General features: G+C 45.4%; 36 protein-coding genes. 31 read left to right on the plus strand and 5 right to left on the minus strand.

What is annotated here, in order from left to right:
* Positions 1–44 precede the first annotated feature (44 nt).
* From rpmG to KNQ05_RS08815, 9 genes are all read left to right on the plus strand, one after another.
* Complete coding sequence (gene rpmG / locus KNQ05_RS08775) at positions 45–194, plus strand: 50S ribosomal protein L33 (protein ID WP_012369771.1); 150 nt, start codon at positions 45–47, stop codon at positions 192–194.
* 58 nt (positions 195–252) lie between these two features.
* Positions 253–801 carry a 5-formyltetrahydrofolate cyclo-ligase gene (locus tag KNQ05_RS08780; RefSeq protein ID WP_214805179.1) on the plus strand — a complete coding sequence of 183 codons (549 nt, stop codon included), beginning with the start codon at positions 253–255 and terminating at the stop codon, positions 799–801.
* The gene (locus KNQ05_RS08785) at positions 792–1,574 is read left to right on the plus strand and encodes a DUF92 domain-containing protein (protein ID WP_214765397.1); all 783 of its coding nucleotides are present in this window, start codon (positions 792–794) and stop codon (positions 1,572–1,574) included. Before KNQ05_RS08780 ends, KNQ05_RS08785 begins: the two co-directional genes overlap by 10 nt.
* 163 nt (positions 1,575–1,737) lie before the next feature.
* The gene (locus KNQ05_RS08790) at positions 1,738–2,691 is read left to right on the plus strand and encodes an L-lactate dehydrogenase (protein WP_088836592.1); all 954 of its coding nucleotides are present in this window, start codon (positions 1,738–1,740) and stop codon (positions 2,689–2,691) included.
* A gap of 199 nt (positions 2,692–2,890) precedes the next feature.
* The gene (locus tag KNQ05_RS08795) at positions 2,891–3,400 is read left to right on the plus strand and encodes a GNAT family N-acetyltransferase (protein ID WP_088836593.1); all 510 of its coding nucleotides are present in this window, start codon (positions 2,891–2,893) and stop codon (positions 3,398–3,400) included.
* Positions 3,401–3,603: 203 nt separating this feature from the next.
* The gene (locus tag KNQ05_RS08800; protein ID WP_214769933.1) at positions 3,604–4,641 is read left to right on the plus strand and encodes a M42 family metallopeptidase; all 1,038 of its coding nucleotides are present in this window, start codon (positions 3,604–3,606) and stop codon (positions 4,639–4,641) included.
* Positions 4,625–4,822 carry a YqgQ family protein gene (locus KNQ05_RS08805; protein ID WP_214765394.1) on the plus strand — a complete coding sequence of 66 codons (198 nt, stop codon included), beginning with the start codon at positions 4,625–4,627 and terminating at the stop codon, positions 4,820–4,822. The genes KNQ05_RS08800 and KNQ05_RS08805 overlap by 17 nt, the downstream gene beginning before the upstream one ends.
* A gap of 84 nt (positions 4,823–4,906) precedes the next feature.
* A complete protein-coding gene (locus tag KNQ05_RS08810) occupies positions 4,907–5,863 on the plus strand; it encodes an ROK family glucokinase (protein ID WP_157898463.1) in 957 nt (318 codons plus the stop codon).
* Positions 5,864–6,079: 216 nt separating this feature from the next.
* Positions 6,080–8,005, plus strand: a complete 1,926-nt coding sequence (locus KNQ05_RS08815; RefSeq protein ID WP_034801229.1) for an LTA synthase family protein — start codon at positions 6,080–6,082, stop codon at positions 8,003–8,005.
* A gap of 155 nt (positions 8,006–8,160) precedes the next feature.
* Here the strand turns inward: KNQ05_RS08815 and KNQ05_RS08820 are convergent, their stop codons facing one another.
* Positions 8,161–8,340, minus strand: a complete 180-nt coding sequence (locus KNQ05_RS08820; protein WP_029332993.1) for a DUF2759 domain-containing protein — start codon at positions 8,338–8,340, stop codon at positions 8,161–8,163.
* A gap of 167 nt (positions 8,341–8,507) precedes the next feature.
* Between KNQ05_RS08820 and KNQ05_RS08825 the strand changes: the two genes are divergently transcribed.
* Positions 8,508–9,125, plus strand: a complete 618-nt coding sequence (locus KNQ05_RS08825) for an MBL fold metallo-hydrolase (protein WP_088836596.1) — start codon at positions 8,508–8,510, stop codon at positions 9,123–9,125.
* Positions 9,126–9,178: 53 nt separating this feature from the next.
* On the opposite strand, the gene KNQ05_RS08830 is transcribed toward KNQ05_RS08825, so the two are convergent.
* Positions 9,179–9,442: a DUF2626 family protein gene (locus KNQ05_RS08830; RefSeq protein ID WP_012369782.1), complete on the minus strand. Its 264-nt coding sequence runs from the start codon at positions 9,440–9,442 to the stop codon at positions 9,179–9,181.
* Positions 9,443–9,667: 225 nt separating this feature from the next.
* Between KNQ05_RS08830 and KNQ05_RS08835 the strand changes: the two genes are divergently transcribed.
* From KNQ05_RS08835 to gcvPB, 13 genes are all read left to right on the plus strand, one after another.
* A complete protein-coding gene (locus KNQ05_RS08835) occupies positions 9,668–10,054 on the plus strand; it encodes a Spx/MgsR family RNA polymerase-binding regulatory protein (RefSeq protein WP_029332995.1) in 387 nt (128 codons plus the stop codon).
* A 57-nt stretch (positions 10,055–10,111) separates the two neighbouring features.
* Positions 10,112–10,957 (plus strand): ATPase, T2SS/T4P/T4SS family, encoded by an 846-nt coding sequence (locus tag KNQ05_RS08840; RefSeq protein ID WP_239456848.1) that lies wholly within the window; start codon positions 10,112–10,114, stop codon positions 10,955–10,957.
* A gap of 17 nt (positions 10,958–10,974) precedes the next feature.
* On the plus strand, positions 10,975–11,913 hold the full coding sequence (locus KNQ05_RS08845; RefSeq protein WP_251132492.1) for a type II secretion system F family protein: 939 nt from the start codon (positions 10,975–10,977) through the stop codon (positions 11,911–11,913).
* Positions 11,914–11,933: 20 nt separating this feature from the next.
* On the plus strand, positions 11,934–12,245 hold the full coding sequence (locus KNQ05_RS08850; RefSeq protein ID WP_088836598.1) for a competence type IV pilus major pilin ComGC: 312 nt from the start codon (positions 11,934–11,936) through the stop codon (positions 12,243–12,245).
* Positions 12,214–12,675, plus strand: coding sequence for a prepilin-type cleavage/methylation domain-containing protein (locus tag KNQ05_RS08855; RefSeq protein WP_251132127.1), 462 nt, complete (start codon positions 12,214–12,216; stop codon positions 12,673–12,675). Before KNQ05_RS08850 ends, KNQ05_RS08855 begins: the two co-directional genes overlap by 32 nt.
* A gap of 6 nt (positions 12,676–12,681) precedes the next feature.
* On the plus strand, positions 12,682–13,038 hold the full coding sequence (locus KNQ05_RS08860; protein WP_214805181.1) for a prepilin-type N-terminal cleavage/methylation domain-containing protein: 357 nt from the start codon (positions 12,682–12,684) through the stop codon (positions 13,036–13,038).
* The gene (locus KNQ05_RS08865) at positions 12,923–13,354 is read left to right on the plus strand and encodes a hypothetical protein (protein ID WP_251132500.1); all 432 of its coding nucleotides are present in this window, start codon (positions 12,923–12,925) and stop codon (positions 13,352–13,354) included. Before KNQ05_RS08860 ends, KNQ05_RS08865 begins: the two co-directional genes overlap by 116 nt.
* Positions 13,355–13,389: 35 nt before the next feature.
* A complete protein-coding gene (locus tag KNQ05_RS08870; protein ID WP_239456854.1) occupies positions 13,390–13,623 on the plus strand; it encodes a hypothetical protein in 234 nt (77 codons plus the stop codon).
* On the plus strand, positions 13,616–14,101 hold the full coding sequence (locus KNQ05_RS08875; RefSeq protein ID WP_088836600.1) for a shikimate kinase: 486 nt from the start codon (positions 13,616–13,618) through the stop codon (positions 14,099–14,101). The genes KNQ05_RS08870 and KNQ05_RS08875 overlap by 8 nt, the downstream gene beginning before the upstream one ends.
* Positions 14,098–14,412: a hypothetical protein gene (locus KNQ05_RS08880; protein ID WP_214805183.1), complete on the plus strand. Its 315-nt coding sequence runs from the start codon at positions 14,098–14,100 to the stop codon at positions 14,410–14,412. The genes KNQ05_RS08875 and KNQ05_RS08880 overlap by 4 nt, the downstream gene beginning before the upstream one ends.
* A 182-nt stretch (positions 14,413–14,594) precedes the next feature.
* Positions 14,595–15,677: a glycine cleavage system aminomethyltransferase GcvT gene (gene gcvT / locus KNQ05_RS08885; protein ID WP_214805186.1), complete on the plus strand. Its 1,083-nt coding sequence runs from the start codon at positions 14,595–14,597 to the stop codon at positions 15,675–15,677.
* Between the two features lie 13 nt (positions 15,678–15,690).
* Positions 15,691–17,037, plus strand: a complete 1,347-nt coding sequence (gene gcvPA / locus KNQ05_RS08890) for an aminomethyl-transferring glycine dehydrogenase subunit GcvPA (protein WP_214769944.1) — start codon at positions 15,691–15,693, stop codon at positions 17,035–17,037.
* Positions 17,030–18,508, plus strand: a complete 1,479-nt coding sequence (gcvPB, locus tag KNQ05_RS08895; protein ID WP_214765383.1) for an aminomethyl-transferring glycine dehydrogenase subunit GcvPB — start codon at positions 17,030–17,032, stop codon at positions 18,506–18,508. The genes gcvPA and gcvPB overlap by 8 nt, the downstream gene beginning before the upstream one ends.
* Before the next feature lie 239 nt (positions 18,509–18,747).
* Here gcvPB and KNQ05_RS08900 read toward each other — a convergent pair whose 3' ends face one another.
* Positions 18,748–19,128 carry a rhodanese-like domain-containing protein gene (locus KNQ05_RS08900; RefSeq protein WP_029333057.1) on the minus strand — a complete coding sequence of 127 codons (381 nt, stop codon included), beginning with the start codon at positions 19,126–19,128 and terminating at the stop codon, positions 18,748–18,750.
* Positions 19,129–19,266: 138 nt separating this feature from the next.
* Here KNQ05_RS08900 and KNQ05_RS08905 point away from each other — a divergent pair, with 138 nt between their 5' ends.
* The 3 genes from KNQ05_RS08905 to hpt all read left to right on the plus strand — a co-directional run bounded on the left by KNQ05_RS08905 (position 19,267) and on the right by hpt (position 21,217).
* Positions 19,267–20,097, plus strand: a complete 831-nt coding sequence (locus tag KNQ05_RS08905) for a lipoate--protein ligase family protein (RefSeq protein WP_029333058.1) — start codon at positions 19,267–19,269, stop codon at positions 20,095–20,097.
* Positions 20,098–20,121: 24 nt separating this feature from the next.
* On the plus strand, positions 20,122–20,544 hold the full coding sequence (mntR, locus tag KNQ05_RS08910) for a transcriptional regulator MntR (RefSeq protein WP_029333059.1): 423 nt from the start codon (positions 20,122–20,124) through the stop codon (positions 20,542–20,544).
* A 145-nt stretch (positions 20,545–20,689) separates the two neighbouring features.
* Positions 20,690–21,217 (plus strand): hypoxanthine phosphoribosyltransferase, encoded by a 528-nt coding sequence (hpt, locus tag KNQ05_RS08915; RefSeq protein WP_088838449.1) that lies wholly within the window; start codon positions 20,690–20,692, stop codon positions 21,215–21,217.
* Between the two features lie 78 nt (positions 21,218–21,295).
* Here the strand turns inward: hpt and KNQ05_RS08920 are convergent, their stop codons facing one another.
* Positions 21,296–21,703: an SA1362 family protein gene (locus KNQ05_RS08920; protein ID WP_088836605.1), complete on the minus strand. Its 408-nt coding sequence runs from the start codon at positions 21,701–21,703 to the stop codon at positions 21,296–21,298.
* A gap of 20 nt (positions 21,704–21,723) precedes the next feature.
* A complete protein-coding gene (locus KNQ05_RS08925; RefSeq protein WP_029333062.1) occupies positions 21,724–22,656 on the minus strand; it encodes a DUF1385 domain-containing protein in 933 nt (310 codons plus the stop codon).
* Between the two features lie 156 nt (positions 22,657–22,812).
* Here KNQ05_RS08925 and aroQ point away from each other — a divergent pair, with 156 nt between their 5' ends.
* From aroQ to accC, 5 genes are all read left to right on the plus strand, one after another.
* The gene (aroQ, locus tag KNQ05_RS08930) at positions 22,813–23,238 is read left to right on the plus strand and encodes a type II 3-dehydroquinate dehydratase (RefSeq protein ID WP_088836607.1); all 426 of its coding nucleotides are present in this window, start codon (positions 22,813–22,815) and stop codon (positions 23,236–23,238) included.
* A 19-nt stretch (positions 23,239–23,257) separates the two neighbouring features.
* Positions 23,258–24,322, plus strand: a complete 1,065-nt coding sequence (locus tag KNQ05_RS08935; RefSeq protein ID WP_214765379.1) for a M24 family metallopeptidase — start codon at positions 23,258–23,260, stop codon at positions 24,320–24,322.
* 28 nt (positions 24,323–24,350) lie between these two features.
* Entirely contained in the window at positions 24,351–24,917 is a 567-nt protein-coding gene (efp, locus tag KNQ05_RS08940; RefSeq protein ID WP_214805188.1) for an elongation factor P, read from the plus strand.
* A 167-nt stretch (positions 24,918–25,084) separates the two neighbouring features.
* On the plus strand, positions 25,085–25,546 hold the full coding sequence (gene accB, locus KNQ05_RS08945; RefSeq protein WP_088836609.1) for an acetyl-CoA carboxylase biotin carboxyl carrier protein: 462 nt from the start codon (positions 25,085–25,087) through the stop codon (positions 25,544–25,546).
* A 14-nt stretch (positions 25,547–25,560) separates the two neighbouring features.
* Entirely contained in the window at positions 25,561–26,913 is a 1,353-nt protein-coding gene (gene accC / locus KNQ05_RS08950) for an acetyl-CoA carboxylase biotin carboxylase subunit (RefSeq protein WP_239456856.1), read from the plus strand.
* The last annotated feature ends 25 nt before the right edge of the window (positions 26,914–26,938 follow it).

Consider the following 26,938-nt stretch of genomic DNA (forward strand, 5'->3'; position numbering starts at 1 on the left):
GCAAAAACACTTGATACATTGAGAGCTAGATAGGAGGGAATCCCATGCGCGTTAAAATTACTTTGGCTTGCACTGAAACTGGTGACCGTACTTATATCACTAAAAAGAACAAGCGTAACAACCCAGAGCGTCTTGAGTTGAAGAAATACAACCCACGTCTCCGTAAGCACACACTTCACCGTGAAGTAAAATAATTGAGATGGAAGCCGTCACCTTGTGTGATGGCTTTTTTTGTGAATGGGGGAATACTATATGAATAAAAAAGCGGTGCGACGGGTAATCGCGGAGCGACTGAACCGGTTGGAAAACCGGCAGGAGCGGGAACGACGAATTGCAGAGCAGTTATTTGTATTGCCAGAATGGATGAGTGCGACATCAATTGCGGTGACCCTCTCGTTTCGAAACGAATGTTCAACGGATCGAGTCATTCAACAAGCATGGGCGGATGGAAAACGTGTCGTCATTCCGAAGGTCATCGGTCAAGAAATGAGATTTTTTGAACATTCGCCAAGCAGTCGACTGATTGAGAATTCGATGGGGATTTTTGAACCGGATGCAACTGCTTTTGAAATTGCATTGCCGACGATTGATCTTTGTATCGTACCGGGTCGTGCCTATATGCGTAATGGCTATCGCTTAGGATGGGGCGGTGGATTTTACGATCGTGCGTTGATTGATTTTTCAGGTCCGACGCTTTCGATTGCATTTGCCGTTCAAGTCGTGGAACGATTCGAAGTAGAATCATTTGATCGCCCGGTTGATACAATTGTCACTGAAGATGAGGTCATTCAATGTCATTAACTGTTCTTCTATTCATCTGCTTAGCTCTCGGATATGCTGGCTATCAATTTGGATTATTAACGAAAAGCGGTGCATTGTTGACGATACTTGTCGGCAGCACGGTCGTCTATGCGCTCGATTATGAAGGATTAGTCCTGTTACTGTTATTCTTCGGTAGCTCTAGCCTGTTATCAAAACTCGGTAAGGCACGCAAGCAGTCCGTCGATCAAATCGTCGAGAAGGATGGTGCACGAGATGGTTGGCAAGTGCTTGCCAACGGTGGAACCGCTATGCTTGCTTCGATAGGCGTTGTACTGACAAATGAATTTGATTTTTTATTAGTTTTCTTGATTGTCATTGCTGCTTCGAATGCAGATACATGGGCATCCGAGATTGGTCCGCTTTCTAAAAAAGAACCGATTTCAATCCGGACGTTTAAACCGGTCTTACGAGGAACGAGCGGCGGGGTATCTTTACTCGGGACACTCGCGACAATCATCGGTGCATTATTTATCGCGACAGCGGGTGACATTCTATTCGATTTGTCCGTAAAGCAATGGTTGATCGTCGCGGCCGGAGGTGTCCTTGGCAGTATTCTCGATACGGTGTTAGGCGCTACCGTTCAACGAAAGTATCGTTGTCAGATTTGTGGCAAAGAAACCGAGAAAAAAATCCATCATGGTACTACGACACAATATGTCCGAGGGTGGAAGTGGCTAGGGAATGACGCCGTTAATTATTTGTCCAGTACGCTAGCGGGGCTGATTGGTTTCATGTTGTATCGATTGTGGTAATGGAAGGTGAAGTACCTGACTTCCTTATGTTAGGATATTGTTGACACAAATTAGACAAAATGTGACCGTTTACACAGTCTTTTATAGTTTGTGAAAGATGTTACAATCTAATTGTGATATAGTTAACAAACTTTTAGTTTGTTTGGAAGGGTGGACATATCGGATGGAATTACATGCTAAAGTTACACGCGTTGCGTTAATTGGTGCGGGGGCAGTAGGATCAAGTTTTGCGTATCAAATGACGACAGCTGGACTTTGTGAAGAACTTGTCATCATTGATGTGAATAAAGCAAAAGCTGAAGGGGAAGCGATGGATTTAAATCACGGGACGCCATTCAGTTCTTCGCCGATGCGGATATGGGCAGGGGATTACGTGGATTGTAAAGATGCCGAAGTCATCGTGATCACGGCCGGTGCACCACAAAAACCGGGTGAGACACGACTTGACCTCGTTGCGAAAAATGCTTTAATCATGAAAGAAATGATGCGCCAAATCATGGAATCAGGATTTGACGGCATCATCGTCGTCGCATCAAATCCCGTTGATATCATGGCACATTTAGCATGGAAATATTCTGGTTTACCAAAGTCACGCGTCTTCGGATCAGGAACGGTACTCGATACGGCACGCTTGCGCCAAATGTTAGGAGAATACTTTAATATCGATTCACGAAACGCCCACGCCTATATTTTAGGTGAGCATGGCGACACGGAATTCGCTGCCTGGAGCAACTCAAGAATCTATGGAAAAACGATTGATGAACTGCTTGCAGAAGACGATCGTTATTCTCAAAAAGATTTAGATCAAATCTATATCAATGTACGCGATGCAGCCTATCATATCATTGAACGAAAAGGTGCAACATACTATGCGATTGGACTTGGTCTCGTTCGGATCGTCCGTGCGATTCTCGGGAACGAGAACTGTTTGTTGACTGTAGGAGCGCACGTTGACGGACAGTACGGGATTTCTGGTATTCATATCGGTGTACCTGCCGTGATTAACCGACAAGGTGTGCGCGAAGTCATCGAGGTGTCGCTGACGGATGAGGAATTAAAAAAATTCCATCATTCGGCGGAAGTTTTACGTCAAACGATGGAACCTGTCTTACGTTAAATCGGAAGCGTCAATCGTACCCACTGAACTCGGGCAAACGGAGTTTCAGTGGGTACGATTTTTTGATTAGAAAAAAGGACGCGATAAAAAATCTGAAAACTAGGTTTTATTTTACTAGAAAAAGGTTATGTTAGGGATAGAAGAGTTTTTCATGTCTTAAGAAACATTAGAAAACTCACAAAGGGGAGAAACGATAGTCATGTATACATTTCGAACGTTAACAAAGGAAGATGCAGAACAGTATTGGCGCTTACGCCTCGAAGGGCTAAAAAATCATCCGGATGCATTTGGTCATTCTTTTGACGATGAGCAACAAACGCCGCTCGAAGAAGTTCAAGAGGGGCTAGAAGGAGATCCGGAGTCGGATGAAGTTTGGATCGGGATATTCGATGAAGATACATTGTTTGGATTTGGTCAGGTCAAACCGTACGAACTGTCACGGGAATCACATAAGGCGATGATTTCTGGTGTCTATATCTCACCGGATTATCGTGGGGGCACGGGGCGCGCCCTAATGGAGGCCTTGATTGAAGAGGCGAAACAAATTCCGGAAGTCGAACAAGTCATTCTAGCCGTCTTGTCAGGAAATGAAGCTGCTCAAAAACTCTATGAATCACTTGGTTTCGAAGTATATGCAGAAGACCCTGATTCGGTCAAACTAGAGGATGGGACGTATCGAGATGACATTTGGATGAAAAAATACGTCTAAATGAAAGAGTTAAGAAGTCATTTAAAGGATGAAAGTCGTAGCGCAACTGTTGCTATGGCTTTTTTTCATAGCAGGCGGTCGCTTTTTTTGATTGTGCATTCTTTTTCGACTGGAGAGAGATATTTGGTATCATAAGAAGGAAACGATTTCATTAAAATAAGCCGTCCTTTCTTAAAAAGGACGTCAAACGAGGAGCGAACAAGATGAAAGCTGTGATTGAGACGATTCGTGAATTAGTAGAAATCCCAAGTCCGACTGGATTTACCGCGCATGCTCTTACATATGTAGAAAATCGATTTAAAGCAGAAGGAATTACGTATAAAAAGTTAGAAAAGGGAGCATTGCTCGCTACGTTGCCCGGACAGTCTTCACGGATTCGTTTGTTGACAGCACACGTCGATACGCTCGGGGCGATGGTCAAAGAAATTTTGCCGACAGGTCGACTGACGTTATCACAACTTGGCGGTTATGCGTGGACGGCAATCGAAGGTGAAAATTGTCTCGTGCATAAAATGGACGGACAGACCGTTTCAGGAACGATTTTGTTCCATCACTCAAGCGTCCATACGTCACGCGTGACGAACACGGAAGAGCGAAATGCGACGAATATCGAAGTGAGACTCGATATCCGGTCAACGACGGCAGAGGAAACACGGGTAGCAGGGATTGAAGTCGGTGACATCGTGACGTTCGATCCGCGATTTATTCATACCGAAACAGGTTTCGTCAAATCACGTCATCTGGACGATAAAGCATCCGTCGCCCTGTTGCTCGAACTGATCAAGGAGTGGAAAAACGAGACATTACCGCATACGACGCAAATTCTGATTTCGAATTATGAAGAAGTCGGATTTGGTGGGAATGCCGGTTTTTCTGAAGACGTCGCAGAATACATCGCTGTCGATATGGGCGCATTAGGAGAAGGACAACACTCGGATGAATATACGGTATCAATCTGTGCGAAAGATAGCTCAGGACCGTATGACCTTGCATTACGTCATCAGTTCACACGTCTTGCCCAAAGCCATTCGATTCCGTATAAGGTCGATATCTATCCATATTACGGTTCTGACGCTTCAGCAGCCGTCAGTGCGGGGCACGACGTCCGTCATGGACTGCTTGGTCCAGGAATCGAATCGAGTCACTCGTATGAACGGACGCATGAAGCGTCACTTCAAGCGACGTATGATTTACTGAATGTGTTCGTGAAGGAGAAAATGAATGATGAAAACACTTTATGATGTGCAACAGTTATTGAAAACGTACGGGACGATTGTCTATTTAGGCGATCGCGAGTCGGATATAGCAATGATGATGCTCGAACTCGATGAGCTCGAGCAAGCCGGTGTGTTAGAAAAAAAGCAATATGATTCAGCGAAGGTGATTTTGGCACATGAATTGAAAAAATCACGACATTCGTAAGAGAAAAATCTTGTGCAACCCTTTGCACAAGATTGCCGTTCAGCTAAACTAATAGAGATGAAATCATTTACGAATAAGGGAGCTATGCAGATGAAATGGTTACTCGGGATTGATATTGGTGGAACGACAGTCAAGATGGCAATTCTTGATTTACAAGGCATCATCGTTGAAAAATGGGAGATCGAGACGGTTATCCTGAATGATGGGGAACAGATTCCAGGCGACATCGCGACATCTTTTTTTGAGAAATGTAAAGAGAGTAATAAACGTCCGGAAGACTTCGTTGGTGCCGGAATCGGTGCACCAGGCTTCATCGACTTTAATACCGGTGTCGTCGAACGTGCCGTAAACATCGGTTGGAATAACTTTGAGTTGATTGGTGAATTTGAACGATTGACGGGTTTACCGGCTGTTATTGAAAATGATGCGAATGCAGCGGCAATTGGTGAGATGTGGAAAGGTGCCGGTAGTGGAGCGACGGAGTTACTTGCTGTGACACTCGGGACAGGCGTCGGTGGTGGATTGATTACGAACGGTCAAATCGTTCACGGGACAGTCGGGATGGCAGGAGAAATCGGGCATATCACGATGTTAGCAGAAGGCGGCGTCCTGTGCGGTTGTGGACGAAAAGGATGTCTTGAAACGATCGCCTCTGCGACCGGTGTAGCACGTCTCGGGCTCGAAAAACGAAAAGGACAGCAAACGGTCCTGAACGATATTCAAGCCGTGACGGCGAAGGATGTCTTCGATGCCTATACGAAGGGCGACCGGATTGCGACGGAAGTCGTCGAGGAAGTGACGTTCCATCTCGGATTAGCAATCTCGAATCTCGCGAACAGCATCAATCCGGAAATGATCGTTATCGGTGGTGGGGTTTCAAAAGCAGGGGATGCTTTGATGGTACCGCTCAAAAAACAATTTGAACGCTTCGCGTTACCGCGTGTGTTTGAGTCGACGACTTTCAAAATTGCTGAACTTGAGAATGACGCAGGTGTCATCGGTTGTGCATGGCTTGCGAAACAAATGTTCTTGAAAAAATGATTTCATTAAATTTCAGAAAAAGGTTCGCTTTTGCGAATCTTTTTTTTGTTTACAAACGTAAGGAAAGTATGTGATTGTTAAGTATCTGCTTTGTTCAGGTTGCATTTTTGTAAAAGTAAGCGTAAAATTTTCACGTGATACGGGTATAAATAGAATATGGATTGACGTGTAAAAGTTCCAGGTCAAGAACACACGTATATTAGGAGGCAGGTTTTTATGCAGCAAGACTCTGGCATTTGGTCGCGCATGCGACTAAAGGTAGGCCAAGGTGTGAAAAGCACCTACACAGAACATAAACTTTTTTGGATTGCGACATTGTTAATTTGGTTAAAAACGTATGTAGCATACACGCTGTTTTTCGATGTTCCGATTACGAATTCAGCACAAGCATTCATCTTACTGATTAATCCAATCAGTTCGGCGCTCTTCATGTTTGGATTTAGTTTCTTCTTCCGTGGTAACGTTCAAAAATGGTTCATCTACGGAATACTCGTCCTGGCGACGCTCGTTCTTTATGCGGACATCATTTTCTTCCGCTTCTTCAATGACTACTTGACGTTACCGGTCTTGTTCCAAACATCAAATGCTGAGACGGTCTCAGCATCGCTTACATCATTGTTGACATGGGCAGACTTATTGATTGTCGGCGATCTATTGATTCTTCCATTCTTCTTACGGAAAATGGACATGTCTAAAAATGTCGCGTCACGAGGACGCGCGATTTTAGCGTTCGTCGCAGCAACTGCTGTCTTCCTTGGAAACTTGGCACTTGCGGAAACAGAACGTCCGGAACTATTGACACGGGCATTTGATCGCGAACTACTCGTCAAAAATATCGGAACGTTTAACTTCCATATGTATGACGCGTTGATTCAATCAAAAACATCAGCACAAAAAGCTCTTGCGGACAGTTCTGAATTGTCGGAAGTTCAAAACTTCGTTGCGTCGAAGTATGCTGAGCCGAACCCGGTCATGTTCGGCAAGTACGAAGGTAAAAACGTCATCGTGATGTCATTCGAATCGGCCCAATCATTTGCGGTTGGCCTGAAAGCGCCGAATGGCCAAGAAATCACACCGAACTTAAACAAATTAATTAAAGAGTCACATTCATGGGATAACTTCTACCATAATACGGGACAAGGGAAGACATCGGATGCTGAATTCATCTTAGAGAATTCAATCTATCCACTTGGGCGTGGTTCTGCGTTCTTTACGAATGGGGAAAATGAATTCCGGGCAACACCAGAGATGTTAAAAGAAGACGGCTATTATTCTGCCGTGTTCCATGCGAACAATAAATCATTCTGGAATCGTGACATCGTCTACAATAGTTTTGGTGTCGATCGTTTCTTCTCGGAGACCGATTATGATCTCGGTAACCCGGATGATTTAACGGAGTGGGGTTTACTCGACGACAAGTTCTTTGAACAGTCGTTACCAATGTTAAAAGATCTTCCACGTCCGTTTTATTCGAAGTTCATCACATTGACGAACCACTATCCGTTCGAAATGCCGAAACCGGAAGATGAACTTGTCCCACCGCTTGAGACGAGCTCGACGACATTGAATCATTATGTCCAAGCCCTCGCATACCAAGACATGGCACTCGGTAAGTTCATCGATGGTCTGAAAGAGGATGGTACATGGGACGATACAATCTTCATGTTGTATGGTGACCATTACGGAATCTCGACGAACCATAACGCGGCGATGGCGGAACTCCTCGAAAAAGATGAGTTGACGGCATATGACGTCGCTCAGTTGCAACGTGTTCCGTTCGTCATTCACTTACCAGGACAAACTAAAGGTGTGAAGCACGAAGAAGTGGCGAGTCAAATCGACATGAAACCAACGTTGCTCCACCTATTAGGAAAAGACTTTAAGGATGAAGTCTTATTCGGAACAGACTTGTTCTCAAAAGAACATAAAGATTACGCCTTGTTCCGTGATGGGTCTATCATTACCGATAAAACCGTTTATACACAAGAAACGTGTTATGACCGGAAAACAGGTGAAGAAGTGACGGATGAAGAAAATGGAGCCATCTGTAAAGAGGCAGTCAAACAGTCTGAAAAAGAACTCGGTCTGTCGGACAAAGTCATTTACGGTGACTTGCTACGTTTCTTACAAAAGTCTAAATAAGTCGTGATAAACACTAAAATAGCCGAAATCCCTCTACGTCTTAAGGGATTTCGGCTTTCTTTTGTTCGTACGATCCGTTTCGCAAGACTTATGACGACAAAAAAAGGTGAGCCTTCTCGACGAGAAAGCTCACCTTTTTAATGTTTATCCAACGATTACGATGGGATTCCACCGAAAATCAGCGTCGCAATACCGAACCAGCCGAATAGTACAACAGTCAGTCCAGCAAATACGAGTGGAAACATTTGGCGTTTCTTAAGTGAACGGACGACGGCCCAAACACCGACGAGTGCTACGATGAAGAAAAGCCAACCGATTGGTTGATCCAAATGCATGACGTACTCCCCCTTAAAAATCACGTTATGAAGTTCACGAAGATTTCACTTAAATCTCACTTTTTAGTTTAGCTGACTATCCGCCTAAAGTCGAGAGGGGGAAGAGGGAAGTTTCGACAATTTCGTGTATAGTAGAAAAGAATGATGTTTAAAAGGAGTCTGATCATATGGAAATCGTAAGTATTACTTCAGGTATCGCCTCGGAAAACGGATACCTTCTTTTTCGAGATGGGAAATGTCTCGTCATTGATCCGGGAACGGAAGATATGCGTTTCTTTGACGAAATCGAGCAGCGGAACGCGCAAGTCGAAGCAATCCTCTTAACACACGCTCATTTTGATCACATCGGTGGCGTTGACATGTTGAGACGATTCACATCGGCTCCAGTCTATCTTCATCAAAAAGAAGCAAAATGGTTGGCGAATCCCGATTTAAATGGATCGTCGAAGTTTGGTGTGCCGCCGGTCAAAGTCAAACCGGCTGAGCATCGGTTAGAGCCTGGACCACTCTCAATCGGTAGTTTTAACATGCATGTTCTCGAGACGCCTGGGCATTCGCCTGGTAGCGTTACGTTCTACTTCAAAAATGAACGGGTTGCCTTTGCCGGCGATTTGTTGTTTAAGCAGAGTGTTGGGCGGACGGACTTACATGGTGGCGACCAAGACACGTTGATGCGCTCGATTGATCGAATCATCGCTGAGTTGCCGCATGACACGACGTTTTACCCTGGACATGGTCCGACGACAACATTGCGTCAAGAAGTTAAGAACAACCCGTTCTTTTGATTACGTGTAAAAAAACGCCTTCTCTTCGATTGAAGAGAAGGCGTTTTTTTATTTTACATCTGGAAGTTGGACCAATACGTGAAGACGATAAAGAATACTGTTAAGTAAGCTGCAAAGATGTAGACATACGTTTTTTCAGTTAGGCGAAGATAGCCTAATGCTGCAAAGAAGACAGTTTGTGCCAAGAAGACAAAGCCCATAACTAAAAATGAATCCGTATGCTCACTTGAGCTCGCGTCGCCGCCGAGTGCGCCGATAAATGCCATGACTGCAATGATTCCAGTCCAAAATCCGAGTACGCGGTACATTCTCCCCATTCATATAACCCCCTAAATCCGACAGATAGTCAATATACGTACTTATTTTACCAAGCAAACAATCATCCGTCCATCATGTTCTAGTGTTTGTTAAGGAATAACTGTGAACAAAAGATGAAGTTTAATAAAAAGTTGTACAATAGTTGTACAAAAGGTGTACAAACTAAAAAAACCGTGGTATAGTTTCTGTAATGAGAAGCGCATATTTTGAGAGGAGGAGCAACAATGGCAAATGAGTTGATATTTTTCACGTATCCGAGCTGTACATCTTGTCGTAAAACGAAATCATGGTTAAAAGAGGAACATGTTGATGTAGAAGAACGCCATCTGTTCAGAAATGCTCCGACAGTGGACGAATTGATGGAATTGTTGAAATTATCGACAGACGGCATCGAAAGTTTACTCGCAACACGCAGCCAAGCTTTCAAAGATCTTGGGATTGATGTAGAGGATATGAAATTAAGCGAACTACTCCGATTGATGAGCGATAATCCGAAACTGTTACGTCGTCCAATCATTACTGATGGCAAACAACTCGTAATCGGGTATGATAAACCAGGTCTTGAAACACTAGCGAAGCGCAAAGCACGCTTAATCGCTCAAGTATCTTAAAGAAGCCGAGTTGTCCGGGCTTCTTTTTTTTTGTACTTTTTTAAGTAAGGAGGTGTCATGTTGAGAGAACTTGTCAGTCAATTGATTCAGCGATTTGCAAAAGGTGGTGTCACCGATGTGCATTTTGTTCCAGATGAACAAATGGCGCGTGTCATTTGTAGGACGGCCGACGGATTAAAGGAACAAGAAGCAATCCCTTTTAGTCAATACAGTTCAATCGTTAGTCATATTCGGTATGAATCCAACTTGAAAGAACAAAATGAACGGATTCCGCAAAGTGGTGTCTATCCGGTTGACCAAAGCGGGATGCGGGTCTCGATTTTACCAAGTCGTCACGGGGACGCGATGTCATGGCGCTTCTATCGGGCGGTTGTCTCGAGTGAGATTGCATCGACGCTTCTCAATCCGATTGAGGATTTAGAATGGCTTCAACAACAAAGTCACGGTTGTATCATCATTTCTGGGACGACGGGGGCAGGTAAGACGACGATGCTCTATTCCTTGATGGCATCGATGGAAGGCAAGCGGATCATCTCTGTCGAGGACCCCGTCGAATGTACGGTGCCTGGTGTCTTACAGCTTGAGTTAAATGAAAAGGCCGGTTTTGACGCGACACGTTGTTTTGAGGAAATTCTTCGGGCAGACCCGGATTGGATTGCTTTTGGGGAAGTTCGAACTGCTGAAGCGGCACGACTCTCGATCAATGCTGCTCTTAGTGGGCACGTCGTCGTATTTACTTTACATGCCGGAACAGTCAATGAAGTGTTGTTACGCTTAAAATCGCTAGGGATTTCAGGGGAGGAGTTAGCGGTCTGTAAAAAAATCATTCATCTTTACCGGGAGGAGGGGGATGTCCACTGTACAGTAGAAAACTTAACACGAACAGCAAATGTCGCTTTTTAAACCGATTTCATCGACTATTGTCAAAAGGCATTTCGACGAAAGAAACGTTAGAAATCTTACAACGATTCGAAGAGCCGATCCTTCTGCCGGTCATTGAAGAAATCAAACGTCGGTTAGAGAGCGGAAATCCGTTATCCATCGCATTAGAACCACTCGCCTTGTCCCCTTCGCTCCAGCGTCTGCTTCAGGTGGGTGATCAAACGGAACGCCCCTTGATGATTTTACATCAGGTCATTCGCTTGCTGGAGTTAGAAAATCAAATGAAAAAGAAATTTTGGAAAATGGCGCGGTATCCACTTGTCCTCGCCTCAAGCTTGATGTTACTTTTCATGTTTTATGCCCTCTACGTGTTTCCTTCCCTACTCGAGATGTCGAGTCCAGAAAGTCTTCCGCGCTTTTTAGTCTTGATTTTACACCCTTCAGCCAAGTACGTCCTTGCAGCGACTCCGATTCTGTTACTTTCAATCCTCCTTCTCACCTTTCGTCTGATTCCGGTCAAACGGCTATTACAGTTTAAAATCATTCAGAAACTCCTTCAGTTGTATTACAGTTACTTGTTTACGATTGAGATTGGTTCCTTTATTGACGCAGGTTTCTCGTTAGAAGAGGCTTTCCGCTCGCTTGAACAGGGACAGACGGGAAAGAAACAACAAATGTACGCGATGCTTCACCAACATCAACAAGCGGGCACCTCGTTATCTGAAGCCATCTTACAAGAACAAATCATTGATGTTGAAACCGTTGGGCTCGTTCACCTTGCTCGAGAAAGTGGTGACTTAGGTCCATTATTGCTAGTACAAGCCAGTTTGTTGCATGAATCGATTGAAGAAGAGTTAGAGAAAAAACTGCTGTTGATTGAACCGGTCTTGTATGGAGGCTTGACGATCATGACAGGCAGCTTATTTTTTATTTTGTACTACCCAATCCAACTGGCGATTCAACAACTTCCATTTTGAAGAAAGAAGGAGTTTTGATTATGAGACGATTCTTGAAAAACGAACGTGGATTCACTTTACTTGAAATGGCTGCTGTCTTATTAATTATTTCGCTACTGCTGCTCGTATTAATTCCGACGATGACGAGCGGGAAAGATCAAGCGAAAGGTGTTAGTTGTGAAGCGAACATCCGTGTCATTCGTTCCGAGGTCAACCTCTATTATGCGAAAGAAAAAAAATATCCGGAAACATTGCAGACGATTAACCGTGGTACTGCTGAAAAACCAAATGAACTGCTCTGCGATCAGGAGACGTATACCTATGATTCAAAAACAGGCGAACTTACGAAGTGACGGGTTTACATTGATTGAAATGAGTGGAGTCTTAATGATTACAGGTCTGCTGTGCTTATTGTTATTGCCGACTGTTATTGATCGGCGCCCGGCAATTTATTTACTCGAACAAGATATTGCGATGATGCGGCAAGATTTTCAGACGTTACGGTTACTGCAATACTCTAAAACGGATAATCAAAATACCATTCAATTTCGATGGCGTGCAGACGGGGCGGGATATTTTATCATGGTGAACGATCGAATCCTGTGGCAGAGAACGTTTCAACCTGGTCATAGTTGTATCATCCCGACGACCGGGCGAGTGATTTACTTTAAAAGTTATCATTCGACCTATGCCTCGACCTGGTACTGCCGTTCAGCAAAACAAGAATATGAAATAAAATTCCTCCTCGGAAATTATCAAATGTTGATTCAACAAATGAGGTGAAATGGCATGCGGTCAAAGGTAAAAAGAGTTGTTTGCTCGGAGGAAGAGCGTGGATTCACTCTCCTTGAAGTGACACTTTCGCTTGTCGCCATCAGTTTGTTCTTAGTATTAGCGATTGATCCTTACTTGAATTTCGAAAAACAAAAAACACAGTTAATTGTTGAGACACGGCGCTTGGACGAGATGGCATCGAAGCAAGTGGCGGGTGATTCGACGGGGTATCGTGTCGAGGAAGGGAAGTGGTGTCTTGAAACGTTATGCCTTGCGAGCCGAATCCGGAACGACCCTCCTCGAAATTTCAATGGTCCTTTGGTTGAGTCCTCTATTACTCCTTGGATTATTGACGATGACACAACTCGTTAGCAACGCCAACCAAACAGAATGGATGGAAGAGGACCTGTTTTTTCATACCGTCGAACGATTGATGTGGCGCAGCATTGAGTGTGGATTAGTAGGAGAAGAGCTGAGGGGGCGGGATGTCGACCCTGGAGAGGAGCCGATTAAATGGCGGCTCGTTCGTGTACAAAATCAAATACGGCTCAAAAAAGAGTTTGGAGGCGAACTGACGTATGCCCACGACGTGACGCATTATCGAATCAAAGAAGACGGTGCCCGAATCGTAATCGAACTCAATCAGCGGTCTCGAACTTACGCCTGCAAGAAACCGGGTTCATCCTGATTCAAACCTTATTGATTCTGATAGGAATTGGTGCCATGATGCTACTAGGTTGTATGCGGATGGATGAGACCATCAAACAGTATAAGCTAGAGCAAGAGGCGCTTCAACTCGAGTCCCTTGTCAGAGCGGCATCACATGACTGTCGCCAAGATGAGACGATCCGTTATCCGATTGGACGAGTTACTTGTATCCGAACGGATAAAGGCTTTAAAATGGAAGCAATCTTAGATAATGGACAAAGAATCGAGGCGGTCGTTTCGGATGGATAAGGTTTATGTAATTGGCTTTATGGGAACTGGTAAAACAGCGATTGGTCGGAAGTTGAGCGAACGATATGACGTAGATGAACTGGATGAACGTTTTGTTCAAGAGTATGGTCAATCAATTGCTGATTTTTTTGCAGCACATGGTGAGGCAGGGTTTCGAGCGCGCGAAAGCGAATTGTTACGAAACAGTCAATCTCAAATTGTCATCACGGGTGGTGGAATCATTGAACGACCCGAAAATCGTACATGGATGAAGGAAACGGGTACGGTAATCTGGATTGATACACCATTCGATTCGATTTGGAGACGAATTGAGTCGGACCGAAATCGTCCCTTAGTAGGGAAGTACGAGACTGTGAAGTCTTTGTATATGCGCAGACGTCCTATCTATGCAGACGGTGCGGATCTTCGTTTAGAGGGAATGAAATCGATTCGGGAGCTAACGGCAGAAATAGAATCGGTATTGGAGGAAAAGTCATGATTTGGATTAACCTTGGAATCATTGTAGTAGCGGTCCTCGGCTTAGTTGCTTATGGATTTGTGCTTTATAAAAAGAAGATTTCACAAGACTTACGGCTTGTAAAACAGTTGTTGGAGCGATTTACGATCCGTCAGCAAACGTTGCAGGCAGGCGTCGACCATACGACGAATCGGATTGATCAAATTAAAGGAAATGTCGATCATCTTGTGAGTGAAGGGAAGCGTGTTGAGCAAGGGGCGCGTCAACTAATGGTTGAAGGGCAACGACTTTCAACAGAAGTTCAACATACAGCTGGACTCAAGCAATTTTGAAATGGCTTTCATTGAGCGAATGTGAAACAATAGGAGAGAAGGGACTTCGTCCTTTCTCTCTTTAGTTTTGTTCAATTTCCGAATAAACCTAGAAAAATAGGTTTGAAGTTGATAGAATGTAAATGAAAGTTGAACATTAAAGAGAAAAGGAACATAAAATGTTCGTAAATAGGGGGATATGTATGAGTCAGACGACATTGAAGAGAACGCCATTGTTTGAAACGATCGCACCGATGGGGAAAATGGTCGATTTTGCAGGGTTTGAAATGCCGGTTCTGTTTTCATCAATCAAGGAAGAACACATTGCAGTACGTGAACAAGTAGGGATGTTCGATGTATCTCATATGGGAGAATTGTTAGTGACAGGTCCTGAAGCATTAGCGTTTCTTCAAAAGACGCTGTCGAATGATATCTCTAAGATTGCCATTGGACAGGCTCAATACAATGTTTTATGTCAAGAAGATGGTGGGACGGTCGATGACTTGCTTGTATATCGACTGGAAGAGGAAAAATATTTACTAGTCGTCAACGCCTCGAATATCGAGAAAGATGAAGCGCATCTTCGTTCGTATCTAGAAGGAAACGTGTTACTTGAAAACCAATCGGATGCGTATGGGCAGATTGCCGTCCAAGGTCCTAAAGCAGAAGAAGTCCTGTCGGCGATGACGGAGCTCGCATTAAATGAAATTAAATTTTTCCGGTTCGTTTACGGGAAAGTGGCAGGCATCGACATGTTAGTTTCGCGCAGTGGTTATACGGGAGAAGACGGATTCGAGTTATATATGCCGGCAGCAGATGCAGAACATGTCTTTAAGACACTACTTGAAGCAGGTGTCGTTCCATGTGGTCTTGGCGCGCGTGATACTTTACGTTTTGAAGCGTGTTTACCACTCTATGGTCATGAGTTATCGGCGACGATTTCACCAATCGAAGCAGGGATGGGGTTTGCCGTCAAACCACAAGCGAAAAAATTCATCGGGTCAGATGTGCTCGCACAACAAAAAGAACAAGGCGCACCACGCCGTTTGATTGGACTTGAACTCGTCGATAAAGGGATTGTCCGTCAGGATGCTCCGGTTTTACTGAATGGAGAGACTGTTGGTTTTGTGACGACAGGGACGTTGCCGCCGACAATCGGTAAAGCCATTGCCTTGGCGCTCGTACCAGCAGAATATGCGACAGAGGACCAGTTCGAAGTGGAAGTACGTGGAAAGAAACTAGCCGCAAAACGTGTGAACACACCGTTTTATCGTCGAGCCAACTAAGGGGGACTTATAGATGGATTTTCGTTATTTACCGATGACGCAAGAAGATGAAAAAGAGATGTTACAGACGATTGGTGCAAATTCGATTGAAGATTTACTAGCAGACATTCCAGCCGCTGTCCGCGACCAAGGGACGTTAGAAGAAGTCGGGATTCCGCTACCGGAAACAGATTTGATTCGGACACTCTCGAAGCTTGCTGACCAAAATATGAATACGAAGCAATATCCATCGTTCCTCGGTGCAGGCATTTACGATCACTATGCACCGGCTGTCGTCAATCATATGTTGTTGCGTTCAGAATTCTATACGGCGTATACACCCTATCAACCTGAAATCTCACAAGGGGAACTACAAGCGATTTTCGAGTTTCAGACGATGATTTGTGAATTGACAGGAATGGATGTCGCGAACTCATCGATGTACGACGGCATTACAGCACTAGCGGAAGCGGCAATGCTTGCCTGTGCCCATAAAAAGAAAAAGACGATCGTCTTGTCGGATGGGGTTCATCCGGAAGCACATGATGTCGTTCGGACGTATGCGAAAGGGCCGGGGCTCGATGTCAAGACGCTTGCGTTACGGGACGGCGAGACGGCAATCGAACAATTAGACGGACTTGATGATATCGCATGTGTCATCGTCCAATACCCGAACTTTTATGGACGCGTCGAAGATTTACAAGCGTTAGCAGATGCAACACATGCAAAAGGCGGTTTATTTATCGTCTCAGCCAATCCGCTTGCCCTCGGACTGCTTGAAGCACCTGGGAAACTCGGTGCGGATATTACGATTGGCGATTGCCAACCGTTCGGGATTCCCCAAAGTTTTGGTGGACCGACGTGTGGCTACTTCACGACGACAAAAGCCTTAATGCGTAAAATTCCAGGACGCCTGGTCGGTCAGACAGTGGATGAGGATGGCAAACGCGGTTTCGTCTTGACGCTCCAAGCTCGCGAACAGCACATTCGTCGTGATAAAGCGACATCAAATATTTGTTCCAACCAAGCATTGAACGCATTGGCGGCATCGATTGCGATGAGCGCGTTCGGAAAACAAGGGATTCGTGATTTAGCGGTCCGCAACTTGCAAACGGCACATGCCTTGAAAAAATCATTGAAAGCAGCCGGCTTCCGCATCGTCGATGATGGACCGAGCTTTAATGAATTCGTCGTCGAATTACCAATCGATGCGGAAGAAGCAAGTCGTCAATTGCTTAAAGCGGGAATTATCGGTGGATTGCCGCTCGGCACATACGACGCAAAACGAAGTCGTGAAATGCTTGTCTGTGCAACAGAATTACGGACGAAAAAAGAGCTCGATCAATTCGTGTCAGCGTTAGGGGGATTAACTCATGCATAAATCAAGCGAACAAACATTGATTTTTGAAATCTCAAAACCCGGTCGTGTCGCATATGCGTTACCACTCGCGACGGTCGAAGAAGAAGCAATCGAAGACATGTTGCCAGCTTCTTTTGTCCGAAAAGAAGACGTCGCGTTACCGGAAGTTTCGGAACTGGATCTCGTACGACACTACACGGCACTTTCAAACCGGAACCACGGTGTGGATTCCGGGTTCTATCCGCTCGGTTCATGTACGATGAAATACAATCCTAAAATCAATGAAGATATGGCACGACTTCCCGGGTTTGCCCACATTCATCCGCTTCAACCGGTTGAGAGCATTCAAGGAGCGCTCGGTTTGATGTATGACTTACAAGAAAAGTTAGCAGTCATCACGGGAATGGATGAAGTGACGCTTCAACCAGCAGCAGGGGCACACGGAGAGTGGACTGGATTGATGTTGATCAAAGCCTATCATCATGCGCGCGGCGACTTCAAACGGACGAAAGTACTCGTTCCAGACTCGGCACACGGCACGAACCCGGCATCGGCGTCTGTCGCAGGATTTGATACCGTGACGGTCTTGTCAGATGAACGAGGTCTTGTTGACTTAGAAGACTTAAAGAGCAAAGTGGGAGACGATACAGCGGCTTTAATGTTGACGAACCCGAACACGCTCGGATTGTTTGAATCGGATATCGTCGAGATCGCAAAAGCAGTCCATGAAGCAGGCGGGAAATTGTATTACGATGGAGCAAACTCGAATGCCATCATGGGGATTGCACGTCCCGGCGATATGGGCTTCGATGTTGTTCACTTGAACCTCCACAAAACGTTTACCGGCCCTCACGGTGGTGGTGGTCCTGGTTCAGGTCCGGTCGGTGTCAAACAAGACTTGATCCCTTATTTACCGAAACCGATCGTCGCAAAAACAGACGAAGGATTCATCCTTGATTATGATCGCAAAGATGCAATCGGACGTGTCAAACCATTCTACGGAAACTTCGGGATTAATGTCCGCGCCTACAGCTACATTCGGACGATGGGCGGAGAAGGTCTCGCCCGTGTCTCGAAAGAAGCTGTCTTGAACGCAAACTATATGTTAGCACGCCTCAAAGGCGCATATGACGCACCGTATGATGTCTATTGTAAACATGAGTTCGTCTTGTCGGGTCGTCGCCAAAAGGCACTTGGCGTGCGGACGCTTGATATCGCAAAACGACTGCTTGATTTCGGTTACCATCCACCGACAATCTATTTCCCGTTAAATGTCGAAGAGTGTATCATGATTGAGCCGACGGAAACGGAATCGAAAGAAACACTCGATGCGTTCTGTGACGCGATGCTCCAAATCGCACGTGAAGTCGAAGAAATGCCAGATGTCGTCCTGAACGCACCGCATACGACGGTCGTCAAACGGATGGACGAGACGTTGGCAGCGCGTAAACCGGTGTTGCGTTATGAGCCGAAACAGGAAGTCCATGCATAACGGTTACTGAAAACGAACTGACTCGTAAGTCAGACTAAGATCGATTCCTATGACGGACGTTTCCAGTCGACATTAATTAAATGACCGATGATTCTATTTTTACTGGATCATCGGTCATTTCTATGCCTATTTTTGTCGTTCACGACCTTTTTAATCAGAGCGTCTCGTCAATGAGTCGACAAGCGAAAAACCCTTCCTGAGCCTGAGGCGTAGGAAGGGTTTTTCGCTTGAATAGTGAATTAGCTACGTTTGACTTTTCCAGTCCACTGTTTGAAACCGCCTTTAAGCTGGTACAAGTTCGTGTAGCCGGCTTTTTTCAAGACTTTAGCTGCTTGTGAAGATCGCATGCTGCCTTGGCAATACAAGTAGATCGGCATATCTTTACGAAGCTCTTTCGAACGCATCTTCATTTGGCTAACCGGAATGTTACGCGCGCCAACGATATGACCGCCTTTAAATTCTTGTGTTTCCCGGACGTCGACGATTTGTGCCTTACGGTAGTTCGCGCGGAATTCCTCTTGCGAGAGTTTTGTGATGCCTTTGACTGGCATGAAACGCCAGACGACATAAGCAATCAATGCCACCCATAAGACGATTGTGATGATTGTGCCTGTTTCCATATTCAACTTCCAACCCCTTCGTTCATATAACATCTCTATCATTATAGTAAACGAAATCGATTTCGGCAATCGACTCGTCGTTGCGCAGGATAGAAAGGGTCTGATACACTTATACGGAAACGTTTTGGGGGTGTTCGCTTGGTAAAGAAATGGCAAGTATTGACGACCGAAGCATTAGAGCCGGCAATGAACATGGCAATTGATGAAGCATTGATTGCTTTTGTCGGGCGAGGAGAGATTGCGCCTACGCTTCGTTTTTACTCATGGGAACCACGCGGACTCAGTGTCGGTCATTTCCAGCGTGCGACACGTGATATCGATCGAAAGCGAATTGAAGAACTCGGTATCCCGATCGTTCGACGGATGACTGGTGGTCGAGCGGTTTTACATGCGGATGAACTCACATATAGTGTCGTCATTCAAGAGGCGACAGAAGGACTACCACGAACTGTAATCGAAAGTTATCGCCTGTTGACGGAAGGAATCCGGAAAGGCTATCATCACCTCGGTATTCCCGTTGAATTTTCAGTTCCGATGACGGAAGAAGAAAAGGAAGAGTTACGAAAGCCGAAATCGGCCGTTTGTTTTGATGCAGCCTCTTACTATGAATTGGCAGTCGGAAAACGGAAAGTCGCGGGGAGTGCTCAAGTTCGTCATCAAGGCGTTGTGCTTCAGCATGGATCAGTGCCTCTATCGGTTGATGAAGGTGAATTGTTTGACTGCTTCCTTTATGAAGATGAAACGATGCGTCAACGGATGAAGTCACGCTTTGCAGGGAAAGCGGTTGCCTTGAATGAACTCGCGGGCCGGAAAGTGTCATTCGAGGAAGTTCGTGATGCGTTTACACGTGGTTTTGAGGATGCGCTTCAATTGGAATTCGTTCCGCTTGAATTCAATGAGCGGCAATGGCAGGAAATTGAACAGTTAGCCGAGAAGTATCGTAGTGATGAATGGAACTGGAAACGTTAAAGCGAAAGATTGGAAGGTGATGTCGTGCCGACTCCGAGTATGGAAGATTATTTAGAGCAAATTTATATCTTGATCGAAGAAAAAGGATATGCCCGTGTATCGGATATCGCAGAACTATTAGGCGTACACCCTTCTTCTGTAACGAAGATGGTGCAAAAGTTAGACCGTGAAGAGTACCTCGTCTACGAAAAGTATCGCGGTCTCATGTTGACTGCAAAAGGTAGAAAGATTGGGAAACGACTTGTCGAACGGCATGCGCTGTTAGAAGATTTCTTGCGCCTTGTCGGCGTAGAAGAGTCACTAATCTATAAAGATGTCGAGGGAATTGAACATCACTTGAGTATCGAAGCACTTGATAAAATCAATGGGATGATTCAATTTTTCGCTGAACGCCCGGCTTTACAGGAAGAACTTCATAATTATCAACAAGCACACCCAGAAGACTGAGTGGGCTTGTTTTTTTACGTTAAACGCCTTATAAACGAACATTTGGTTATAAAATAATAAAAAAGTACGTGAATTGAACGGATTATGCTATACTGACGATGAAAATGACCGAAGGGGGTGACGGGTGGAAATTCACCCGGATACTATGGAAATCGTCATCAAAGAAAAATTGGTTTCAGAAACTGATTTAGCTAAAAAAGTGAGTGAACTCGCAATCGAGATTGAACGGGATGCGGCCGGGCGTCAAATTGTCCTTGTCGTCGTGTTGAAAGGGTCGATGGTTTTTGCAGCGGACTTGATGCGGCAAATTAAAGGAAGTGTTCAAATCGATACCGTTGCCTGTTCATCATATGGTGCGAAGACGGTCTCTTCTGGACGCGTTCAATTGAAAAAAGATTTAGACCTGGATGTCGAAGGGAAGTATGTTGTTGTTGTCGAGGACATTATTGATACGGGACATACACTGAGCTTTTTGTGCGAGCATATGAAATTGCATAAGCCGGGTGTCTTAAAGATTTGTACGTTACTTGATAAACCTGCGCGTCGTGAAGTCGAGTTGACGGCAGATTATGTTGGATTTGAGATTCCGGATTACTTCGTCGTCGGCTATGGCATCGATTGTGCAGAAGAGTATCGCAATTTGCCGTACATTGGTTGGGTCGAGACAGAATAAAAAACCGTCAGCAGACACGAGTCGCTGACGGTCGAACGATAGAAGGGGGCTGCGTTTAGCAGCTCTCTCTTTTTAATATTAAAAAGCACGTTTTTTCTTTTTACCTTTTTTACCTTCGATGACGGTCAAATTAGGACCTTTCGACCGATCGCGAAGTGGGCGTACTTTGTTCGAAGTCGAAGATTTCGTCGCCGTTTTGATTTGTTTTTTCTTAAAATCTGTTCGACGCGGACCTTGATCTCGTTTACCGTGCAATTTTTTCGATTGCGCGACTGATTTTCGATATTGTGCGTTTCCGCCGCTTGCAGCGCCGCTATTGCGCGTCATGAACTTAAAGATCAAGAAAATGATTCCCGCCACAACTGCAACGAACAGTAATTGTGAAAACAGACCGCCAGGATCATTGATAAGCTTATATCCAAAGCCGACGAAAGCAAACAGTAACACGATAAGTGCGAATGTAGAGCCGATCCGTTGTCTAATCATATTATCACCCCTGTTATCGATTAACCCAGTGCATTCTCATGTATGTTATCTTCCTGTTTTTCGAGTGCTTCAAACGCATAAATCGCAACCTCAATCTGTGAATCGTCTGGTTCTTTTGTCGTCAAGTACTGTAACCATAGGCCTGGCAAGGCGATGACACGTAATCCCTTGATATTTTGGGCTTTATTTGTTAATTGAAGAACTTCAAAAGACAGACCGATGACAACGGGAAGTAAAGCGATTCGGAAGGCGAGTCGAACCCATAATGGATCGGTCGGGACGATTAAATAAACGAAGAAACCGACGATGACTGTGAAGATCAGGAAGCTTGAACCGCAACGATAATGGAGGCGACTACTTCTTCTGACGTTTTCGACGGTCAGTGGATGACCGGATTCGACACAATTGATGACTTTATGTTCCGCCCCGTGGTATTGAAACAATCGTTTGACGAGTGGTGTCAATGAAATCAAGTACAAATATCCAAACAGTAGGGTCAGCTTAATCAACGCCTCGATGACGTTTTGGACGAAGTGGCCGGATAATGCTGGGAAAGAACTGAATAGTGAGGCTAAGAATGCCGGCAACAGCGTAAACAGTAACTTTCCGAAAAAGAATGATAAAACGCCAAGTAAAGCGACGCCGAGCCATTTTGTCAATTGCCCTTGATTCGCTTCTTCGGGTTCTTCCTCTCCGGGATTAACGCCGTAACGATCACTTGCGAAGTTCATGTGGCTTGCTCCATTCGCAGATGATTCGACAAGAGCGAACAGTCCGCGGAGAAGCGGGATTCGTTTACCAATCGCAATCCGTGGACGAATCGGCTTTTTCTGTTCAAATGTCTCAATCGTCGCATCATTTCGACGAATTGCAGAAACAGCATGTGTCGCATTTTGGAACATTACGCCTTCGACGATGGCTTGTCCACCGACGGGAGCTTTTGCGGTTTTCATATTTAAACGCATCCTATCTCAAATAAAATATCGTGTATCGTCAGTTTACTAGATTCTATTCAAAAAAACTATGGGGGACTGCTTGATGACGGGTGAATCTTTAGGAGACGGAAAACGTCTTATGATACAATCAGAAGGACGAATGGAGGTGATGATGTGCGCGTATTGGTTTTAAATGGACCGAATTTGAATTTACTTGGAACGCGTGAGCCGGAAACATACGGTGCAAAGACGTTGAATGATTTAGAAACGTTGATGATGGAACGTTTTCCCGAAGTTGAGTTTACGTTTGAACAATCGAACCATGAAGGAACGCTGATTGATTCTCTACATGCAGCGCGGGGGTATGATGGCATTGTGTTGAATGCAGCTGCATACACACATACGAGTATCGCCTTACGTGACGCGATCGCAGCGATTGAAGTGCCGACAATCGAAGTGCACCTATCGAATGTTCATGCGCGAGAAGAGTTTCGACATCGCTCACTCATCGCACCGGTCTGTCGTGGTGTCATCAGTGGACTTGGGATGACGGGGTATATACTCGCTACTGAAGCGTTACTTCATCCGGACGCTACATAACTTAAAGGGGGAAACAGACATGCAACATCGTATTGAAGCATTACAATCCGCTTTAAAAGAACGTGACTTACCAGGACTTATCGTGACGAAGTCAGAAAATATTCGCTACATTTCAGGATTCACCGGTTCAAGTGGCGCGTGTCTCGTTACGGCAGAACATGCTTATTTCGTGACGGATTTCCGCTATACGGAGCAAGCTGCTGATCAAGTCAAAGGAATGGAAATCGTTCAAATCGATCGGTCGATTCCGGCGACGATGGGTGAACTCATCGCAGGCGCACGCGTGCGAGCGGTTGGGGTCGAAAAAGATACGATGACACTTGGTTTATTCGAAGCATATGATGAAGCTTCTGCAATCGAACTGATTCCAACGACCGGAATCGTCGAAAACCTACGCTTGATTAAGGATTCATCAGAGATTAAGATGGTTAAGGAAGCGGTAAAACTAGCAGACGCTACCTTTGAACACATTTTGACGTACATCCAGCCGGGGAAAACAGAACTCGAAGTGTCGAACGAACTCGAATTCTTCATGCGTAAGCATGGAGCGACGTCGTCTTCATTCGATACGATTGTCGCATCTGGTTACCGCTCAGCGTTACCGCACGGTGTCGCGAGCCAAAAAGTGATTGAAACGGGTGAGCTCGTAACACTCGACTTTGGTGCATTGTTGAACGGTTACGTCTCTGACATTACGCGAACGATTGCGGTCGGTCCAATTAATTCCGAGTTACAAAAAATCTACGATACGGTCTTGCAAGCACAACTTGCGGGCGTAGACGGACTTCGTCCAGGGATTACTGGAATCGAAGCAGACGCGTTAACACGTGACATCATCAAAGAAGCTGGTTATGGCGAATACTTCGGTCACTCGACTGGTCACGGCATTGGTCTTGAGGTGCATGAAGGACCGGGACTTTCGTTCCGTTCGGAAACGAAGCTCGAACCAGGGATGATCGTGACAGTCGAACCAGGAATCTATGTGCCACAAGTTGGTGGATGCCGAATTGAGGATGATGTCTTGATTACCGAATCAGGGCGCGAAATTCTTTCGTCTTCATCGAAAGAACTCATTACACTCTAAGTAAGATGAACATTTAGGAGGAACCAGTATGGTATCAGTAAACGATTTAAAAACAGGCTTGACGATTAAAACTTCAGACGGAATGATTTGGCAAGTCCTTGAGTTCCAACACGTAAAACCTGGTAAAGGTGCAGCATTCGTGCGGACAAAAATGCGTAACATCCGTAACGGGAACATCCAAGAGATGACATTCCGTGGTGGCGAGCGCGTCGAACGTGCCCACATCGAGCGTAACAAAATGCAATACCTCTACCCAATGGGTGAAACGTATGTCTTCATGGACACGGAGTCGTATGAGCAGCTTGAATTGACGACAGCACAAGTTGAAGCAGCACTTCCATATCTCCTTGAGAACATGGAAGTTCAAATCGCAATCTACAACGGCGAAATCCTCGGACTCGAACTTCCGAACACGATCGTTATGACGATTGTTGAAGCAGAGCCAGGCGTCAAAGGCGATACAGCTTCTAACGTCAAGAAAAATGCGACAGTTGAAACGGGTCACATCATCCATGTGCCGCTTTTCATCGAAGCAGGAGAAAAAGTAACAGTTGATACGCGGACAGGTGATTTCACAGGACGCTACAACGGATAATACAGATATGCCAATGCCCCTTCGTACTCGTTTCCGAGTCAAGGGGTATTTTTTCACTCGCCGGCACTTGCATCCTCTGGTATGACCAGTTAAACTTAATATTTGAGTAGGCATTAGCACCTGGTATAATATTAAGAATGAATGTTTAGATGGGGGATGGAAAGAAGATGAAAATCGATCAGTTGAAACAAGTGTTAGAAATGCTTGATCAATCAAACGTAAATGAACTTTCTCTAGAAACAGACACGTATAAATTAAAGCTTAAAAAACAAGGGGACGGTGTCGTAGTATCTCAGCACGACGCGGTCGCGGCAGCACCTGTCCAGCAAAAAGTAGTGGAAACGGCACAAAAGCCGGCCGTTGTACCTGAAGTCATGGAAGAGAAGGATGATACGGTCACAATTAACGCGCTAATGGTCGGTACGTTTTATTCACGTGCAAATCCTGAAAAACCTGCTTTCGTCAAAGTCGGCGATCAAATCGAAGTGGGTCAAGTCGTCTGCATTTTAGAAGCGATGAAACTATTCAATAACTTAAATTCGGAAATTGCCGGAACTGTCGTCGAAATTCTCGTCGCAGATGGAGACCTTGTTGAATTTGGTCAGCCACTCTTCCGGATTCGTCCTTGAGCGGGGTGATGGGAATGGAAAAACTACTAATCGCGAACCGTGGAGAAATCGCCGTTCGGATTATTCGTGCGGCTAAGGAACTTGGGATCCAGACGGTTGCTGTCTATTCGACAGCGGATCGAGAAGCACTTCATGTCCGAATGGCAGACGAAGCATATTGCATCGGCGATGTCAGTTCGACGTCTTCTTATTTGAATGTGACGAATATTCTCGCCGTTGCGACAAATCGAAACGTAACGATGATTCACCCGGGATACGGATTCCTGGCTGAAAACGTTGACTTCGCGGAGATGTGTGAAGCATGTGGTATTCAATTCGTCGGTCCGACGTCGCAAGCGATTCGCCAGATGGGCATTAAAGATGTCGCGAAAAAAACGATGATTGAATGTGGTGTCCCGGTCGTGCCGGGCTCTGACGGAACGGTGACGGATCAAGAAGCAATTGGTCTCGCTGAAGAAATCGGTTATCCGGTCATCATTAAAGCGACGGCAGGTGGCGGAGGGCGCGGGATTCGTGTTGCCCGGACAAAACAAGAACTGATTGATGGACTGGAAGAAACACGTCGCGAGGCAAAACAAGCATTTGGCAACAGCGATGTTTATTTAGAGCGTTTCATCGAAGAATTCCGTCACGTCGAAGTTCAAGTGCTTGCCGATCGACATGGGAACGTCATTCACCTCGGAGAACGAGATTGTACGGTGCAACGGCGGATGCAGAAGTTGATTGAAGAAGCTCCTTCGCCAGCCGTCAGCGCAGCGACACGGTTGAAAATGGGAGAAGCAGCTGTCAAAGCGGCAAAAGCCATCAACTATACGGGTGCCGGAACAATCGAATTCATTTTTGTCGAAGAAACAGAAGAATTTTTCTTTATGGAAATGAATACTCGGATTCAAGTCGAGCATCCGGTGACAGAAATGATTACAGGATTTGATCTTGTTCAAGCACAACTCCAAGTCGCGCTCGACCACCCGTTAGCAGTTCAACAAGAGGATATCGAGTTCCGTGGGCATTCAATCGAGTGCCGGATTAACGCAGAAGATCCAGATCACGATTTCCGACCACATGCGGGTCGCGTCACACAATACGTCGCGCCAGGTGGTATGGGTGTCCGAATCGATAGTGCCGTTTATCCAGGTTACATGATTCCTCCGTACTATGACTCGATGGTTGCGAAATTGATTGTCCATGCAGAGACGCGCGAGGAAGCTTGTGCGAAAATGGAGCGTGCTTTGGCTGAATTTTGGATTGAGGGTGTCAAAACGACAATTCCGTTCCATCAAAAGGTCTTACAGCATCCTGTATTCCGCCGGGGAACCTTCACGACGAAGTTTGCGGAACGTGAGTTAAAAGCAGCAATCGTAAAATGAACGATGACGGGAGTCGATGGATTTT

Origin of the sequence: Exiguobacterium sp. s125, assembly GCF_018618605.1 — a bacterium.
Classification (GTDB): Bacteria; Bacillota; Bacilli; order Exiguobacteriales; family Exiguobacteriaceae; genus Exiguobacterium_A; species Exiguobacterium_A oxidotolerans.

Coding starts and splice junctions, on each gene's coding strand:
- rpmG (WP_012369771.1), top strand. CDS start 45: ATGCGCGTTAAAATTACTTTGGCTTGCACTGAAACTGGTGACCGTACT.
- KNQ05_RS08780 (WP_214805179.1), top strand. CDS start 253: ATGAATAAAAAAGCGGTGCGACGGGTAATCGCGGAGCGACTGAACCGG.
- KNQ05_RS08785 (WP_214765397.1), top strand. CDS start 792: ATGTCATTAACTGTTCTTCTATTCATCTGCTTAGCTCTCGGATATGCT.
- KNQ05_RS08790 (WP_088836592.1), top strand. CDS start 1,738: ATGGAATTACATGCTAAAGTTACACGCGTTGCGTTAATTGGTGCGGGG.
- KNQ05_RS08795 (WP_088836593.1), top strand. CDS start 2,891: ATGTATACATTTCGAACGTTAACAAAGGAAGATGCAGAACAGTATTGG.
- KNQ05_RS08800 (WP_214769933.1), top strand. CDS start 3,604: ATGAAAGCTGTGATTGAGACGATTCGTGAATTAGTAGAAATCCCAAGT.
- KNQ05_RS08805 (WP_214765394.1), top strand. CDS start 4,625: ATGAAAACACTTTATGATGTGCAACAGTTATTGAAAACGTACGGGACG.
- KNQ05_RS08810 (WP_157898463.1), top strand. CDS start 4,907: ATGCAGATGAAATGGTTACTCGGGATTGATATTGGTGGAACGACAGTC.
- KNQ05_RS08815 (WP_034801229.1), top strand. CDS start 6,080: ATGCAGCAAGACTCTGGCATTTGGTCGCGCATGCGACTAAAGGTAGGC.
- KNQ05_RS08820 (WP_029332993.1), bottom strand. CDS start 8,340: ATGCATTTGGATCAACCAATCGGTTGGCTTTTCTTCATCGTAGCACTC.
- KNQ05_RS08825 (WP_088836596.1), top strand. CDS start 8,508: ATGGAAATCGTAAGTATTACTTCAGGTATCGCCTCGGAAAACGGATAC.
- KNQ05_RS08830 (WP_012369782.1), bottom strand. CDS start 9,442: ATGGGGAGAATGTACCGCGTACTCGGATTTTGGACTGGAATCATTGCA.
- KNQ05_RS08835 (WP_029332995.1), top strand. CDS start 9,668: ATGGCAAATGAGTTGATATTTTTCACGTATCCGAGCTGTACATCTTGT.
- KNQ05_RS08840 (WP_239456848.1), top strand. CDS start 10,112: ATGTTGAGAGAACTTGTCAGTCAATTGATTCAGCGATTTGCAAAAGGT.
- KNQ05_RS08850 (WP_088836598.1), top strand. CDS start 11,934: ATGAGACGATTCTTGAAAAACGAACGTGGATTCACTTTACTTGAAATG.
- KNQ05_RS08855 (WP_251132127.1), top strand. CDS start 12,214: ATGATTCAAAAACAGGCGAACTTACGAAGTGACGGGTTTACATTGATT.
- KNQ05_RS08860 (WP_214805181.1), top strand. CDS start 12,682: ATGCGGTCAAAGGTAAAAAGAGTTGTTTGCTCGGAGGAAGAGCGTGGA.
- KNQ05_RS08870 (WP_239456854.1), top strand. CDS start 13,390: ATGATGCTACTAGGTTGTATGCGGATGGATGAGACCATCAAACAGTAT.
- KNQ05_RS08875 (WP_088836600.1), top strand. CDS start 13,616: ATGGATAAGGTTTATGTAATTGGCTTTATGGGAACTGGTAAAACAGCG.
- KNQ05_RS08880 (WP_214805183.1), top strand. CDS start 14,098: ATGATTTGGATTAACCTTGGAATCATTGTAGTAGCGGTCCTCGGCTTA.
- gcvT (WP_214805186.1), top strand. CDS start 14,595: ATGAGTCAGACGACATTGAAGAGAACGCCATTGTTTGAAACGATCGCA.
- gcvPA (WP_214769944.1), top strand. CDS start 15,691: ATGGATTTTCGTTATTTACCGATGACGCAAGAAGATGAAAAAGAGATG.
- gcvPB (WP_214765383.1), top strand. CDS start 17,030: ATGCATAAATCAAGCGAACAAACATTGATTTTTGAAATCTCAAAACCC.
- KNQ05_RS08900 (WP_029333057.1), bottom strand. CDS start 19,128: ATGGAAACAGGCACAATCATCACAATCGTCTTATGGGTGGCATTGATT.
- hpt (WP_088838449.1), top strand. CDS start 20,690: ATGGAAATCGTCATCAAAGAAAAATTGGTTTCAGAAACTGATTTAGCT.
- KNQ05_RS08920 (WP_088836605.1), bottom strand. CDS start 21,703: ATGATTAGACAACGGATCGGCTCTACATTCGCACTTATCGTGTTACTG.
- KNQ05_RS08925 (WP_029333062.1), bottom strand. CDS start 22,656: ATGAAAACCGCAAAAGCTCCCGTCGGTGGACAAGCCATCGTCGAAGGC.
- KNQ05_RS08935 (WP_214765379.1), top strand. CDS start 23,258: ATGCAACATCGTATTGAAGCATTACAATCCGCTTTAAAAGAACGTGAC.
- efp (WP_214805188.1), top strand. CDS start 24,351: ATGGTATCAGTAAACGATTTAAAAACAGGCTTGACGATTAAAACTTCA.
- accB (WP_088836609.1), top strand. CDS start 25,085: ATGAAAATCGATCAGTTGAAACAAGTGTTAGAAATGCTTGATCAATCA.
- accC (WP_239456856.1), top strand. CDS start 25,561: ATGGAAAAACTACTAATCGCGAACCGTGGAGAAATCGCCGTTCGGATT.